Origin of the sequence: Enterobacter sp. SST3, assembly GCF_000286655.1 — a bacterium.
In the GTDB taxonomy this organism is placed as follows: domain Bacteria; phylum Pseudomonadota; class Gammaproteobacteria; order Enterobacterales; family Enterobacteriaceae; genus Enterobacter; species Enterobacter roggenkampii.
On sequence record NZ_ALNS01000040.1, the window covers coordinates 1 to 13,909 of the forward strand.

The following is a 13,909-nucleotide window of genomic DNA, read 5'->3' on the forward strand; positions in this document are numbered from 1 at the left end:
AGGCCGGGTAAGGCGTAGCCGCCACCCGGCACAAACAAACCTCACCCGTGCTGCCCCTGTTCCTCCAGCGCCACCGGCCACTTACGGAAGATAAGCACGGACCAGATCAGCGCCATCAGGGCCGGAATGGCACCCAGATAGCCAATCGCCGACATCGACACGTGCAGGATGACCTGGTTTCCCACCAGCGCACCCGCGCCAATCCCCAGATTGAAAATTCCCGAGAACAGCGACATGGCGACGTCCGTCGCATCCGGCGCCAGGGCTAGCACCTTCACCTGCATGCCCAGGCCAATAATCATGATCGCCACGCCCCAGAACAGGCTGAGGATCGCCAGATGGCTTTCACTGCCCGCGGCGGGCATCAGCAACAGCAGACAGGCCAGCAGCAGGCCGATAGCGCTGCTCACCAGCGAGGAGGCGTGCCGGTTACCCAGCTTGCCGAACAGCACGCTGCCAATAATCCCCGCGCCGCCGAGGATCAGCAGTAAGACGGTGGCAAAGTTGGCGCTAAAGCCCGCCACCACCTGCACAAACGGTTCAATGTAGCTGTACGCCGTGTAATGGGCCGTTACCACGATGGCGGTCAGCAGGTAGATGCTCAGCAGCGCAGGGCGACGCATCAGCAGCGGCAGGCTTTTCAGCGAGCCGGAATGCTCGCTCGGCAGCGCGGGCAGCAGCTTAATCAGACACACCAGCGTCACCAGCGCGCCCATGCCGATGGCGAAGAAGGTGGTACGCCAGCCGAAGTATTGCCCCACGATGCGGCCAATCGGCAGGCCCAGCACCATCGCCAGTGCGGTACCGGTAGCAATCAGGCTTAGCGCCTGCGCGCGTTTACCCGCCGGTGCCAGGCGAATCGCCAGCGACGCGGTGATCGACCAGAACACCGCATGGGCAAAGGCGATACCGACGCGGCTGATGACCAGCACCGTAAAATTCCACGCCATAAACGACAGCACGTGGCTCGCGATGAATAAGACAAACAGACCGATCAGCAGCCTGCGCCGCTCTATCTGGCTGGTCAGCAGCATGAACGGCAGGGACATCAGCGCCACCACCCAGGCGTAAATGGTCAACATAATGCCCACCTGCGCCGTTTCCATCTGGAAACTGTCAGCGATGTCAGACAACAGCCCAACCGGCACAAATTCTGTGGTGTTAAAAATAAACGCGGCAATGGCCAGCGTGACCACGCGTAGCCACGCAACCCTGCGGGAAACTGTGTTCGTTGTCATAGGGATGTCGGAGATTCGTTGCTGAAAAGAAGAGGAGACGATCTTAAAACGTTGAATGGCGAAAACTCAACCATTATGTGACGCAGATCTCAATATTTACCTTATGAAAGCGGTAGCCGGGAGCGCTGTTTTCATTGAATATAAAAGAACAACACAATAAAAACAGGCGGTAAGACAATGCAGGAGATTGATTTTTATCTGGTCGATGCGTTCAGCAATACCACGTTTGGCGGCAACCCGGCCGCCGTTTGTCCGCTCAAGGAATGGTTACCCGATGAGACCTTGCTGAAAATGGCACAGCAGCATAATCAGTCGGAAACGGCCTTTTTCGTCTGCACTAAAGGAGGCATTGAGCTACGCTGGTTTACCACGCTTACCGAAGTCAATCTCTGCGGCCACGCCACCCTTGCCGCCGCGTACGTTCTGTTTAATGAACTGGATTATCCCGACTCGCGGATCCACTTTGATACCGCCTCTGGCCGCCTGACGGTCAGCCGGGAGGGGGAGTGGATGACGCTGGACTTCCCGGCATGTCCAACCCAAGAAGAGACGCCGCCGCCGGAGATGCTCTCGGCGCTCGGTATCCGTCATTACGTTGCAGCCCGCAAAGGGCGCGCCTGGCTGATCGTGCTGGATAATCGCCAGCAGGTTGAAGCACTCGCGCCACGCTTTTCGGCGATGACGCCGGGCGAGCATAAGGTGAGCGTGACGGCACGGGGTGAGGGGGAATACGATTTTGTCAGCCGCTTTTTCTCCCCCGGGGTATCCGTTCCGGAAGACCCGGTCACCGGCTCCGCGCACACGATGCTGATCCCGTACTGGGGTGAACAGTTGGGGAAAACAGCCATGCTTGCCCGTCAGGTTTCCGCGCGCGGCGGCGACGTGCGCTGTGAGCTGAAAGGCTCGCGCGTGCTGATGAGCGGACAGGCTTCACTTTATCTGAAAGGCACAGTTTTTCTGCGCTAAATACCCATAACAAGAGAGGAAGAGACAATGCAGGAAATTGATTTTTATCTGGTGGATGCCTTCAGCGACAAAACCTTTGGCGGCAACGCGGCAGCGGTATGTCCTCTGGAAGCGTGGCTGCCGGACGAGACGCTGCTCAAAATGGCGCAGCAGCATAACCAGTCTGAGACCGCCTTTTTTGTACGCACCGACGGTGGGTTTGAACTGCGCTGGTTTACCACGCTCGATGAAATTAACCTGTGCGGCCATGCTACGCTTGCCGCATCGCACGTTATTTTCGAATACCTTGACTATCCGCACACTGAAATTACCTTCACCACGCGCTTCGTGGGCGAGCTGACGGTCAAACGCAGCGGCGACTGGCTGACGCTGAACTTCCCCGCGTGGTCAACGGAGGTGGTCGAGAACCCACCTGCGCTGCTGTTTAGCGCGCTGGGCATCCCAGACGCAAAAGAGGTGCGCGTCGGACGTGATTACCTGGTGGTGCTGGAGAGCCAGCAGCAGGTGGAAGCGTTAACGCCGGATATTGGGGCGATGATCCCGCTGGATAAAATGGTCTGCGTGACGGTGCCGGGCGAAAAATATGACTTCGTCAGCCGCTTCTTCTGCCCGGGGGAAGGGGTGCCGGAAGATCCGGTTACCGGATCCGCCCACAGCATGCTGATCCCATACTGGAGCGAAAAGCTGGGTAAAACGTCACTTTATGCCCACCAGGGGGCGCACCGTGGCGGGGATCTGCGCTGCGAAATGAAGGGCGACCGCGTGCTGATTGGCGGTCAGGCCACCCTGTACCTGAAAGGGAAAATCTTTTTGCGCTAACGGAGCGGTACGATAAGTTAATTGTATGAAGCACCCTGGCAGGCCTGCGCTATGTTGACATTTAGCCTCACAAAAAAAGCAAGGAGCCTGCCATGTATTCCATTACCTCTGAATCTGCACGTCACCCGGACATTCTCAGCCTGATCGCGGCGCTGGACCGCTATCAGAGCGAACTCTATCCCGCCGAAAGCAATCATCTGATCGATCTGGCTGCGCTGCCGGAAACGTCGCTGATCCTGATGGTCATTCGCGACCAGCAGCTTCAGGCCGTTGGTTGTGGCGCCATCGTGCTCAACGGCGACGGTTCGGGGGAGATGAAGCGGGTCTATATCGATCCGGCCCATCGTGGGCAGCACCTTGGGGAGACGCTATTGGCCGCCCTGGAAGATGAGGCCCTGAGCCGTCATTGCCATACGGTACGGCTGGAGACGGGCATCAAGCAGCGCGCCGCGGTGCGTCTTTATGAACAGTGCGGATACGATTTGCGTCCGGCGTTTCCCCCGTACGTTGACGATCCGCTCAGCCTGTTTATGGAGAAGGCGCTGGTTGAAGACGTTCGTTTAGCAGCGCTATAAAGGCCTCCAGCTGGCGGGTCATTGCCCCGCGTCGCCACACCAGCCAGGTGGTGAGCCAGCGCCAGTTTTCGGCCAGCGGCCAGGCTTCAACCTGATGATGCCCGGGCATACTCTCCAGCATCGAGCGCGGCATCAGCGCGATGCCCGCGCCCGCAATGACGCAGGCGAGCATGCCGTGATAGGACTCCATCTCGTGAATGCGGCCGGGCGCGGCGCGGTCAGCGTGAAACCAGCTCTCCAGGTGCCGGCGATAAGAGCAGTTGGCGCGAAAGGCATAAACGTCGCTGCCGCTCACCTGCGCGGCGCGTGAGATTTCCGCCTGCCCGGCAGGGGTGACCAGCATCATCTCTTCCCGATAGACCGGCATTCCTTCCAGCTCCGGGTGCGAGAGTGGCCCGTCGACAAAGGCGGCGCTCAGGGTTCCCTCCAGTACGCCATCAATCATCGTCCCGGACGGCCCGGTAGAAAGGGCAAACTGAATGCGCGGATAGCGCTGGTTAAACTGTGCCAGCGTTTCAGGAATGCGCACGGCGGCGGTACTTTCCAGCGCGCCGAGGGCAAATAACCCCTGCGGCTCATCCCCCGCGACGACCATGCGCGCTTCATCCACCAGGGCGAGGATCTGCTTGCTGTAGCGCAGGAAGTTATGGCCAGCCGGGGACAAACGCAAACGCTGGTTCTCACGAATAAACAGCTCAACGCCAAGATCGGCTTCCAGCTGGCGGATACGGGTCGTCAGGTTTGACGGCACGCGATGCACCTTCTGCGCCGCCTGGGTGATACTGCCCGCCAGCGCGACGGCGTTAAACATTTCAAGCTGGGTTAAATCCATAGCGTTCTCGTTTCGTGAATAAGGTGGTTAGTATTATTCATTTTTAAGAAATAGCAGAGTGAGCCACAATGAATCAACCGAAAAACGTGGAGAACACCATGACTTATTCCTCTGCAACACATGCCTTCTCTGTCAACCCGGCAACGGGTGAAACCCTCGCCGCGTATCCGTGGGCGACGTCGGAACAGGTTGACCGCGCGATTTCTCTGTCCGATGCGGGCTATCGCCTGTGGCGTCGCGAAAGCGTCTCCCACCGGGCGCAAAAGCTGCGCGATCTTGGCGCCGCGCTGCGTCATCGCGCTGAAGAGATGGCGCAGACGATCTCCCGTGAAATGGGCAAACCCATTCAGCAGGCGCGGGCAGAAGTGGCAAAATCCGCCGGCCTGTGCGACTGGTACGCCGAGCACGGCCCGGCGATGCTGCACGCGGAACCGACGCTGGTCGAAAACCAGAATGCGGTCATTGAATACCGTCCGCTGGGGCCGATCCTCGCGGTCATGCCGTGGAACTTTCCGCTCTGGCAGGTGCTGCGCGGCGCGGTGCCAATTCTGCTGGCAGGTAACAGCTATCTGCTCAAACACGCGCCCAACGTCCTCGGCTCGGCGGAGCTTATCGCGCAGATCTTTGCGGATGCCGGTTTCCCTGAAGGCGTGTTCGGCTGGGTAAACGCCACCAATGACGGCGTCAGCCAGGCGATTAACGATCGCCGTATTGCGGCAGTGACCGTCACCGGCAGCGTGCGTGCCGGGGCAGCCATTGGTGCTCAGGCGGGTGCCGCGCTGAAGAAATGCGTTCTTGAGCTGGGCGGCTCTGACCCGTTCATCGTTCTCAACGATGCCGACCTGGATCTTGCCGTGAAGGCGGCGGTAGCAGGCCGCTACCAGAATACCGGGCAGGTGTGCGCGGCGGCCAAACGCTTCATTGTGGAAGAGGGTATTGCGAAGACCTTTACCCAGCGCTTTGTCGACGCGGTTGCTGCGCTGAAGCTGGGCGCGCCGGACCAGGAAGAAAACTATATTGGCCCGATGGCGCGTTTTGACCTGCGCGATGAACTCCATCAGCAGGTGCAGGCGACGCTGGCGGAAGGTGCAACGCTGCTGCTGGGCGGTGAGAAAATCAGCGGTGAGGGGAATTATTACGCCCCAACCGTGCTGGCGAACGTCACCCCGGCGATGACGGCCTTCCGGCAGGAGCTGTTTGGTCCGGTCGCGACCATTACTATCGCGAAAGACGCGGAGCATGCCCTGATGCTTGCCAACGACAGCGATTTTGGCCTGTCTGCCACGGTCTTTACGGCCAGTGATGCGCTGGCAGAGACCTTCTCCCGCGAGCTGGAGTGCGGCGGGGTGTTTATCAACGGCTTTAGCGCCAGCGATGCGCGCGTGGCCTTTGGCGGCGTGAAGAAAAGTGGCTTTGGCCGCGAACTTTCCCACTTTGGGTTGCATGAGTTCTGCAACGTGCAGACGGTGTGGAAGGATCGCGTGTAATCCCGCGATGTCGGCCCTCATCGCGAGGGCCGTTGTCATTAATCTGCAATGGTTCTGTCATTTTCATTTCGTAGACTCGCTCGCGTCTAACGCCTTGTAAATGAAGCTAATTATGAACCTAACGCAAATTTTTCGCCGTATTGCGCAGCGTCTCACTCCCCGTCACTTTGGCCTGCTGACAGGGATCTTTTGCATTATTGGCCTTTTCTCCGCGCTGCAGCTCTCCTCGTCATTCCTGCTTAACGCCTCCCTGAACGAAGCCCAGCGCAACGAGCAGCAAAACCTGCTGGCGTGGCAGCAGCAGAGCAAGCTGGATCTGGCCCGCGTCTCTCTGCTGGCGGCAAGCGATCTCCTTAACCGCTCCGGGGTGTGGTTTATGCAGGATAAAGAGACCGGATCCGACGGAAGCTGGCACAGCCTGATGGATGACGCGCAAAAGGCGCTGACGGTGTCTCAGCAGGCGTGGAAGGCCTGGCTGGCGCTGAATCCACCGAAAGACGACGCCCTGGTAAACAGCTATCAGCTCTTCTACGGCGCGATCAAAGAGCAGGCGGAAGGTCTGGTCAAAACCAATACCATCGACGCTTTTTTTGCCGTCCCGGCGCAGGCTTTTCAGACTGATTTTAACGACAACTATGCGCGCTACCAGCAGGCAAGCGAGAAGCAGGCCATGCAGGGGCGTCAGAGCCTCATGGCGCAGCTCTCTGACCTGCAAACGTTATTCCTGTTTGCCCCGTTGCTGTTAGTCGCCATTGCCGCTGTCGTCTGGTTCGGTATGTCCCGATGGGTGATTACGCCGCTGCGTCGGCTCATCGCGCATATCAACCGGCTGGCAGCAGGGGATCTCTCCGGCACGCCGCCGAACGTCATGCGCTTCAACCGGGAGATAGGGCAGCTTAGCGACAGCATTGCCACGATGCAGCACGGCCTGCAGCAGCTGGTGACGCAGGTCAGCCACGCCACGGCTACCATGGTGGAGAACATTGATTCTCTGGCGCAGGGTAACCAGAAGCTGTATCAGCAGTCGGCACGCCAGGCGAAAGAGCTTGAGGATGTGACGGCGCATATTGCGGCGCTGGAAAGCCACGTGGAAGGAAATACCGGCTATGCCAGACTCGCCAGCTCCCGGGCCGATGAAGCGCGCCAGGCAGCCGTGGGCGGCGACCAGATGATGTCGACCGTAAATGCGTCTATGCAGGCGATCGTCGACCGATCGTCTGAGATGCGCGGGATCGTGGCGATGATCGACAGCGTGGCGTTTCAGACGAACATCCTGGCGCTGAATGCCGCCATTGAGGCCGCCCATGCCGGAAATCAGGGGCGCGGGTTTGCCGTCGTCGCCCGCGAGGTTGGACTGCTGGCCAGAAAGAGCAGCCACTCGACGCAGACCATTCAGGAGCTTATCAACCGTTCACTGCAGGGTATCGAAGACGGTTCCCGTGCCGTCACCCTGATGGAAGAGAATTTGCAGCAGGTCACCGGTCTGGTGGGCAATTTGAGCAGTTTGCTGAATGAGATCTCCACCGCCACGCTCAGTCAGGGAGAGCGTATTCACCTGATGACGCGTCAGCTTCAGGCGCTGAACCAGGTATCCCGTCAGACGGACCTGCTGGTCTCTGACGCCTCGGAGGCCTCTGAGCGGCTGCAAAAGCAATCCGATCTTTTATTGCAGGCCGTTTCGCGTTTTCGTCTTAGCGCCTGACGCAATACATAAGCCTCTGTTATACTCGCAGCCCGTTTTAGCCTGAGGGCAAGGAGCAAAGTGTGGCTGCGGTCATCCATAATGAGATGTTGGACGAGATTCTGGCGCAGGTTCGTCCGTTAATTGGAAAGGGGAAGGTTGCCGACTATATTCCGGCCCTTGCCTCGGTCAGCGGGAATAAGCTGGGTATTGCTATCTGCACCATCGACGGACAGCGATTCCAGGCAGGGGATGCAACAGAACGTTTTTCCATTCAGTCCATTTCGAAAGTGCTCAGTCTGGTTGCGGCGATGCGCCAGTATGAAGAAGACGAAATCTGGCAGCGCGTGGGTAAAGATCCGTCCGGCCAGCCTTTTAACTCGCTGCTTCAGCTTGAAATCGAGCAGGGTAAACCGCGAAATCCCTTTATCAACGCCGGGGCGCTGGTGGTCTGCGATATGCTGCAGAGCCGCCTCAGCGCACCGCGTCAGCGAATGCTGGAGATAGTACGCCAGCTCTCGGGGGTTGACGACATTGCCTACGATCCGGTGGTGGCCCGCTCGGAGTTCGAACACTCTGCCCGTAACGCGGCCATCGCGTGGCTGATGAAATCCTTCGGCAACTTCCATAACGACGTGGCGACCGTCCTGCAAAACTATTTCCACTACTGCGCCCTGAAAATGAGCTGCGTTGAGCTGGCTCAGACGTTCCTGTTCCTTGCGCATCAGGGGCATGCGCCGCACCTCGACCAGGAGGTGGTTTCTCCTCTCCAGGCGCGCCAGGTCAACGCGCTGATGGCAACCAGCGGGATGTACCAAAACGCCGGCGAGTTTGCCTGGCGCGTTGGTCTCCCGGCCAAGTCGGGCGTGGGCGGCGGAGTGGTGGCGATTGTACCGCATGAAATGGCGATTGCGGTCTGGAGCCCGGAGCTGGATGAAACGGGAAATTCCCTTGCCGGTGTCGCGGTTCTGGAGAAACTGACCCAGCGTATGGGACGTTCCGTTTACTGATGTCTGACCTGGATCCCCTTTTTTCCCGTCTGGCGCGATCGACGTTTCGCTCGCGCTTCCGCTTAGGCGATAAGGAACGGCAGTATTGCTGGGACAAAGGCCCCGATACCATTGATCAGCATGCCGCTGATTTTGTCGAAAAGCGCCTTGCCCCTGCACAACCCGCGAATGACGGCAAACAGACGCCCATGCGCGGTCACCCGGTATTTATCGCCCAGCATGCCACCGCCACCTGTTGTCGGGGCTGTCTGGCGAAATGGCATAATATTCCTCACGATGTTCAGCTCACCGCGCAGCAGCAGCAGTATATCGTCAACGTGATTCACCACTGGCTGGTGCTCCAGATGAACGCCTAAATTTGACGAGTTATGATCCCGTTATATTTGTGTTATAGATTCATCCTAAGTGAGCGCCGATCGTGCTGACGACCGCAATAACTGCCATAAGCTTTCATATGGAATGAAATTTAATGCGTTCTGCTCTTACCGCTTTCAGGCCGTTCCAGCCTGACACGCCGCTGCGAAATGCATCGACGATCTTTATCCTCACCACTTTGTTCTATTTTGTGGGGGCGGAATTACGTCTCGTGGAGGCCTTGTCGCTGTTCTGGCCCCTCAACGGCGTGATGGCAGGGATCTTTGCCCGCTATGTTTTTCTGAATCGCCTGCATTACTACGCGGTATCCTATGTCGCCATGCTGATGTACGACGCGGTGACGACCAACTGGGGGATAGCCTCCGTGGTGATCAACCTGTCTAACATGGTCTTTATCGTCGTGGTCGCCGTGCTGATTCAGCGTGACAGGCGGCTGATGAAGAAAACCCCGGATCCGCTTAACGCCTTACGCCTGTTCAACTACTGCCTGATTGCTGCGCTGCTGTGCGCACTGCTCGGCGCGGTGGGGTCGGTCGGGATTGACAGCCACACCTTTTGGCCGCTCTTTGCCGACTGGTTTAGCGAGCAGTTCTCAACCGGCGTGCTTGTTGTGCCGTGTATGCTCACGATAGGCATGCCCGTCCGCGAATTCAGGTTACGTCTGGAGCAGCTATTACCGGTTATTGCGCTGATCGTCTCGGTGGTCGCGTCAGTCGTGATTGGCGGCGCGGGGAGCCTCTCTTTTCCACTGCCTGCGCTTATCTGGTGTGCGGTACGCTACCCATTGCCTGTGACCTGCTTGCTGACGTTTGTCACGGGCGCCATTGAAATTATTCTGGTCGCCAATTCGGTGATTAATATTGCCGTGGCGACACCGCTGACCACCCCAATGATGTTTTCTGCCCGGCTGGGTATTGCCACGATGGCGATCTGTCCGGTGCTGGTTTCCGTCAGCATGGCAGCCATTAATTCCCTGATCCGTCAGGTTTCCCTGCGGGCGGATTATGACTTTTTAACGCAGGTTTATTCGCGTTCCGGACTTTATGAGGCGTTAAAACACGAAGAGACGCACCGCCATTCGCGTTTCCTGACCGTTATGCTGCTGGATATCGATTACTTCAAAAGCATCAACGATAGCTACGGCCACGAGTGTGGCGACCGCGTGCTGGCGTCATTCGCCCGGCAGGTTCAGCAGGTGGTCGGTGAAGACGGGATGGTCGCGCGTATGGGAGGGGAAGAGTTCGCGGTGGTGGTCAACTCTGGCGACGCTCGACACGGTTATGAACTGGCGGAACGTATCAGAACTACCGTCGCTAACCATCCTTTTACATGGCGTCAGCAAACGCTCTCTCTGACGGTCAGTATTGGCCTTGGAAGCGGGAAGGCGGAGGCATGGCAGTTGACCGAGGTCTTCAACAAACTCATGACCGAAGCGGACGATCACCTCTATCGTTCAAAAAAAGCGGGTCGAAATCGTACCAGCGCCCGGGTCGCGGACGAGCATATTACTGCCGCCACCGGGCATGAAACAGAGCTGCGTTAATCGTCATAAGGCATTGACGTGAATAGCAAGTGGCTTAACAGACTGTCAGAACACTGACAATGTCACTGTTTAAGCTACGCTTTGAGTAACGCTTTACGTCAGGAGACATTATGAAAGCACCTGCAACCCCTGAAAATGAAACAGACAGACTGAACTCGCTGCGCGAATCAGGTCTGCTTGAGATCGACAGTTCCCCGGCGTTTGACCGGCTTACGCGTCTGGCGAAGCGCTTCTTTCAGGTGCCGCTGGCAATGGTCAACCTCATTGATGAGCACTCGCTGATCGTGAAGTCGGCCGATGGCAAGGCGCCTGACACCGTTCCGCGTAATATCTCGTTTTGTGGCCATACGATCCTCACCGAAGCACCGCTGGTGGTAGGGGATATGCTGCAGGACGATCGTTTTGCGGATAATCCGCTGGTGGCGGGTGAACCTCGCGTGCGTTTTTATGCGGGCTTCCCGCTGCGCCTGCGTGACGGCGCCAGCGTGGGCTCGCTGTGTCTGATTGATTACGCCCCCCGTGAGTTCTCGGCGGCCGATCTTGCCGTGCTGGGAGACCTGGGCGCGCTGGCAGAAGATGAGTTTGCCGCCATCAGCGCGGCGACCACGGATGAGTTAACCGGCTTATTCAACCGCCGGGGCTTTAATCAACTGGTGCGGTTTACGCTTTCGGTTGCCCGACGCCGGGCGGAGCCGCTGACGCTCGGCTGGCTGGATTTGGATCGCTTTAAGGAGATTAACGATCGTTACGGGCATGAAGAGGGCGATAAGGCGCTTAAAGTTATGGCGCAGCTGATACGCAGCGCTTTCCGTGAGGCCGATATGCTGGTGCGTTTTGGCGGGGATGAGTTTGCGGTGCTGTTCGCGGATACCGACGAGCAGGGCGCCTGGATAGCCATGCAGTATCTCGCCGAGCAGGTGGAAAGCTATAACGCCCGCAAGCTTCACCCGTGGTCGCTACACTTCTCATGGGGGCTCAGTGAATTCGATCATAACGGCAACGACCTGCAACAGTGGTTAAAAGATGCCGATGAAAAGATGTATGCCATGAAGCAGCAGCGCCAGCGCGCCCGGTGACATAATAAAAGCCTATGTCCGAACCGCTTGCGTTAATAAGTTGTTAAACCCAAAGTGAGCGTATTCAACGTAAGGAAAAACAATGAATACCTCACTGCAAATCAAAACCCTCACCCGGGAAGAGATCCTCATCCATCTTGATGCGCTGGCCGGGATCCTCGAAAACTGCGTAAACGGCGGGGCATCCGTCAGCTTTATGCTCCCTTTTAGCCTCGACAAGGCCCGTACTTTCTGGCGCGGTATTGCCGAAAGCGTCGCGCGAGGCGAGCGGCTGGTGCTTGCCTGCGTCGATGCGCAGGACGGCGTCATCGGAACGGTGCAGCTGATCACAGATCAGCCGGAAAACCAGCCGCATCGCGCCGATGTGGCGAAGCTGCTGGTTCACGAGAAAGCGCGCCGGAAAGGGGCCGCGATGGCATTGATGGAAGCGCTGGAGGCTGAGGCCCGGGCCAGAGACATTTCTGTGCTGGTGCTCGATACCTCCACCGGCAGCGGGGCCGAAATTTTCTACCTGCGTGCCGGCTGGCAAAAGGTTGGTGAGATCCCGCGCTACGCGCTGATGCCTGACGGCGCCCTGACCGCCACCTCTGTGTTTTATAAGTTCTTATAATTATTTTGCACAACCGCACCGCGGATTGATCAAAACAGGGTTTCTGGTCGTTAAGTTTTGATAAGTTATCGTACCAATCTTATCAGGCTGTATGACTAATCATAAAAGGAATCCCCTTGTGAACACGCTCAACCGTCGTGATTTTCCCGGTGCGCACTATCCAGAACGCATCATTCAGTTTGGTGAAGGCAATTTCCTGCGTGCGTTTGTCGACTGGCAAATTGACCTGTTAAACGAACATACCGATCTTGACGCTGGCGTGGTAATCGTACGCCCGATTCAGAGCGACTTCCCGCCGTCGTTAAGTACCCAGGATGGGTTGTACACCACGATCGTTCGTGGCCTGAATGAGCAGGGCGAGGCGGTGAGCGAGGCCCGGCTGATCCGCTCCGTTAACCGGGAAATCAGCGTCTATGACGACTATGGCGCATTTCTGAAACTGGCTCACAATCCCGATATGCGGTTTGTCTTCTCGAACACCACCGAAGCGGGTATCAGCTACCACGCGGGTGACAGCGTCGACGATGCCCCTGCGGTGAGCTATCCGGCGAAGCTGACGCGTCTGCTGTTTGAGCGCTTTAGCCACTTCAACGGTGCGGCTGACAAGGGCTGGATCATCATTCCCTGCGAGCTGATTGACTACAACGGTGACGCACTGCGTGAACTCGTCTTGCGCTATGCGCAGGAGTGGGCGCTGCCTGCCGCCTTTATTCAGTGGCTCAACGACGCCAACAGCTTCTGCTCGACGCTGGTTGACCGTATCGTGACAGGCTATCCCCGCGATGAAGCGGCCGCACTGGAGGCTGAACTGGGTTATCACGATGGGTTCCTCGACACGGCCGAACATTTTTATCTGTTTGTGATTCAGGGGCCGGCATCTCTTGCGCACGAACTTCGTCTGGATAAGTACCCGTTAAACGTGCTGATTGTCGATGACATCAGGCCTTACAAAGAACGCAAGGTGGCCATTCTGAACGGCGCGCACACGGCGCTGGTGCCGGTCGCCTTCCAGGCCGGGCTGGATACGGTAGGCGAGGCGATGAATGATGCCGAGGTCTGCGCGTTCGTCGAAAAAGCGATTTATCAGGAGATCATTCCGGTCCTCGATTTGCCGCGTAACGAGCTGGAATCGTTCGCCAGTGCGGTGACAGGACGCTTTCGTAATCCCTACATCAGACACCAGCTGCTCTCCATCGCGCTTAACGGTATGACCAAATACCGTACCCGCATCCTGCCGCAGCTGCTGGCAGGGCAGACGGCGACGGGACAATTACCGGCTCGCCTGACGTTTGCTCTGGCCGCATTGATCGCGTTTTATCGCGCGGAGCGTAACGGGGAGAGCTATCCGGTGCAGGATGATGCACGCTGGCTGGAACGTTATCAGCAGCTGTGGGCGCAGCACCGCGATCGGCAGCTTAGCACCCGTGAGCTGGTGCAATCGGTGCTCAGCGCACGCGACCACTGGGAGCAGGACTTGACGCAGGTAAGCGGTCTTGTCGACCAGGTGACGCTGGATTTGGATGCCATTCTGCTTAAGGGCATGCGCGCCGCGGTTAAACCGCTTTGCTAATGCATTCACCCGGCTTCGGCCGGGTTTGAATAGGCCTCATTTAGTTACAACATACTATGTGCTTTGTTTTTAAAAAGCACATGCAGCACCTTGCGAATTTCGCTAATCAGGGGAGAAAATGCAATGT

The 13,909-nt window shown here is 57.8% G+C and carries 13 protein-coding genes; 11 read left to right on the forward strand and 2 right to left on the reverse strand.

Going from position 1 to position 13,909, the window contains the following annotated elements:
* Positions 1-41 precede the first annotated feature (41 nt).
* Positions 42-1,238, reverse strand: coding sequence for a sugar transporter (locus tag B498_RS01825; RefSeq protein ID WP_008503194.1), 1,197 nt, complete (start codon positions 1,236-1,238; stop codon positions 42-44).
* Between the two features lie 177 nt (positions 1,239-1,415).
* Here B498_RS01825 and B498_RS01820 point away from each other — a divergent pair, with 177 nt between their 5' ends.
* The 3 genes from B498_RS01820 (at position 1,416) to B498_RS01810 (ending at position 3,598) form a co-directional block, all read left to right on the forward strand.
* Complete coding sequence (locus B498_RS01820) at positions 1,416-2,204, forward strand: PhzF family phenazine biosynthesis protein (RefSeq protein WP_008503195.1); 789 nt, start codon at positions 1,416-1,418, stop codon at positions 2,202-2,204.
* Positions 2,205-2,231: 27 nt separating this feature from the next.
* Positions 2,232-3,023 (forward strand): PhzF family phenazine biosynthesis protein, encoded by a 792-nt coding sequence (locus B498_RS01815; protein ID WP_008503196.1) that lies wholly within the window; start codon positions 2,232-2,234, stop codon positions 3,021-3,023.
* 92 nt (positions 3,024-3,115) lie between these two features.
* A complete protein-coding gene (locus B498_RS01810; RefSeq protein WP_008503197.1) occupies positions 3,116-3,598 on the forward strand; it encodes a GNAT family N-acetyltransferase in 483 nt (160 codons plus the stop codon).
* On the opposite strand, the gene ptrR is transcribed toward B498_RS01810, so the two are convergent.
* The gene (gene ptrR / locus B498_RS01805; protein ID WP_008503198.1) at positions 3,552-4,430 is read right to left on the reverse strand and encodes a putrescine utilization regulator PtrR; all 879 of its coding nucleotides are present in this window, start codon (positions 4,428-4,430) and stop codon (positions 3,552-3,554) included. The two genes, B498_RS01810 and ptrR, sit on opposite strands and share 47 nt — an antisense overlap.
* Positions 4,431-4,528: 98 nt before the next feature.
* Between ptrR and sad the strand changes: the two genes are divergently transcribed.
* The 8 genes from sad to B498_RS01770 all read left to right on the forward strand — a co-directional run bounded on the left by sad (position 4,529) and on the right by B498_RS01770 (position 13,782).
* Positions 4,529-5,917, forward strand: a complete 1,389-nt coding sequence (gene sad / locus B498_RS01800) for a succinate-semialdehyde dehydrogenase (protein WP_032623112.1) — start codon at positions 4,529-4,531, stop codon at positions 5,915-5,917.
* 112 nt (positions 5,918-6,029) lie between these two features.
* The gene (locus tag B498_RS01795; RefSeq protein ID WP_021242500.1) at positions 6,030-7,619 is read left to right on the forward strand and encodes a methyl-accepting chemotaxis protein; all 1,590 of its coding nucleotides are present in this window, start codon (positions 6,030-6,032) and stop codon (positions 7,617-7,619) included.
* Between the two features lie 62 nt (positions 7,620-7,681).
* On the forward strand, positions 7,682-8,608 hold the full coding sequence (gene glsB / locus B498_RS01790; protein ID WP_008503201.1) for a glutaminase B: 927 nt from the start codon (positions 7,682-7,684) through the stop codon (positions 8,606-8,608).
* Positions 8,608-8,964, forward strand: a complete 357-nt coding sequence (locus B498_RS0121745; protein ID WP_032623110.1) for a DUF4186 domain-containing protein — start codon at positions 8,608-8,610, stop codon at positions 8,962-8,964. Before glsB ends, B498_RS0121745 begins: the two co-directional genes overlap by 1 nt.
* A gap of 113 nt (positions 8,965-9,077) precedes the next feature.
* Entirely contained in the window at positions 9,078-10,526 is a 1,449-nt protein-coding gene (locus B498_RS01785) for a GGDEF domain-containing protein (RefSeq protein WP_008503203.1), read from the forward strand.
* 110 nt (positions 10,527-10,636) lie between these two features.
* Positions 10,637-11,602, forward strand: a complete 966-nt coding sequence (locus tag B498_RS01780; RefSeq protein ID WP_008503204.1) for a sensor domain-containing diguanylate cyclase — start codon at positions 10,637-10,639, stop codon at positions 11,600-11,602.
* Between the two features lie 82 nt (positions 11,603-11,684).
* Positions 11,685-12,212 (forward strand): GNAT family N-acetyltransferase, encoded by a 528-nt coding sequence (locus B498_RS01775; RefSeq protein WP_008503205.1) that lies wholly within the window; start codon positions 11,685-11,687, stop codon positions 12,210-12,212.
* Between the two features lie 118 nt (positions 12,213-12,330).
* Complete coding sequence (locus B498_RS01770; protein WP_008503206.1) at positions 12,331-13,782, forward strand: tagaturonate reductase; 1,452 nt, start codon at positions 12,331-12,333, stop codon at positions 13,780-13,782.
* Positions 13,783-13,909: the final 127 nt, after the last annotated feature.

What these genes read in the sequence shown, in the direction of transcription:
- B498_RS01825 (WP_008503194.1), bottom strand. Translation starts at nt 1,238, where the DNA reads ATGACAACGAACACAGTTTCCCGCAGGGTTGCGTGGCTACGCGTGGTC.
- B498_RS01820 (WP_008503195.1), top strand. Translation starts at nt 1,416, where the DNA reads ATGCAGGAGATTGATTTTTATCTGGTCGATGCGTTCAGCAATACCACG.
- B498_RS01815 (WP_008503196.1), top strand. Translation starts at nt 2,232, where the DNA reads ATGCAGGAAATTGATTTTTATCTGGTGGATGCCTTCAGCGACAAAACC.
- B498_RS01810 (WP_008503197.1), top strand. Translation starts at nt 3,116, where the DNA reads ATGTATTCCATTACCTCTGAATCTGCACGTCACCCGGACATTCTCAGC.
- ptrR (WP_008503198.1), bottom strand. Translation starts at nt 4,430, where the DNA reads ATGGATTTAACCCAGCTTGAAATGTTTAACGCCGTCGCGCTGGCGGGC.
- sad (WP_032623112.1), top strand. Translation starts at nt 4,529, where the DNA reads ATGACTTATTCCTCTGCAACACATGCCTTCTCTGTCAACCCGGCAACG.
- B498_RS01795 (WP_021242500.1), top strand. Translation starts at nt 6,030, where the DNA reads ATGAACCTAACGCAAATTTTTCGCCGTATTGCGCAGCGTCTCACTCCC.
- B498_RS0121745 (WP_032623110.1), top strand. Translation starts at nt 8,608, where the DNA reads ATGTCTGACCTGGATCCCCTTTTTTCCCGTCTGGCGCGATCGACGTTT.
- B498_RS01785 (WP_008503203.1), top strand. Translation starts at nt 9,078, where the DNA reads ATGCGTTCTGCTCTTACCGCTTTCAGGCCGTTCCAGCCTGACACGCCG.
- B498_RS01780 (WP_008503204.1), top strand. Translation starts at nt 10,637, where the DNA reads ATGAAAGCACCTGCAACCCCTGAAAATGAAACAGACAGACTGAACTCG.
- B498_RS01775 (WP_008503205.1), top strand. Translation starts at nt 11,685, where the DNA reads ATGAATACCTCACTGCAAATCAAAACCCTCACCCGGGAAGAGATCCTC.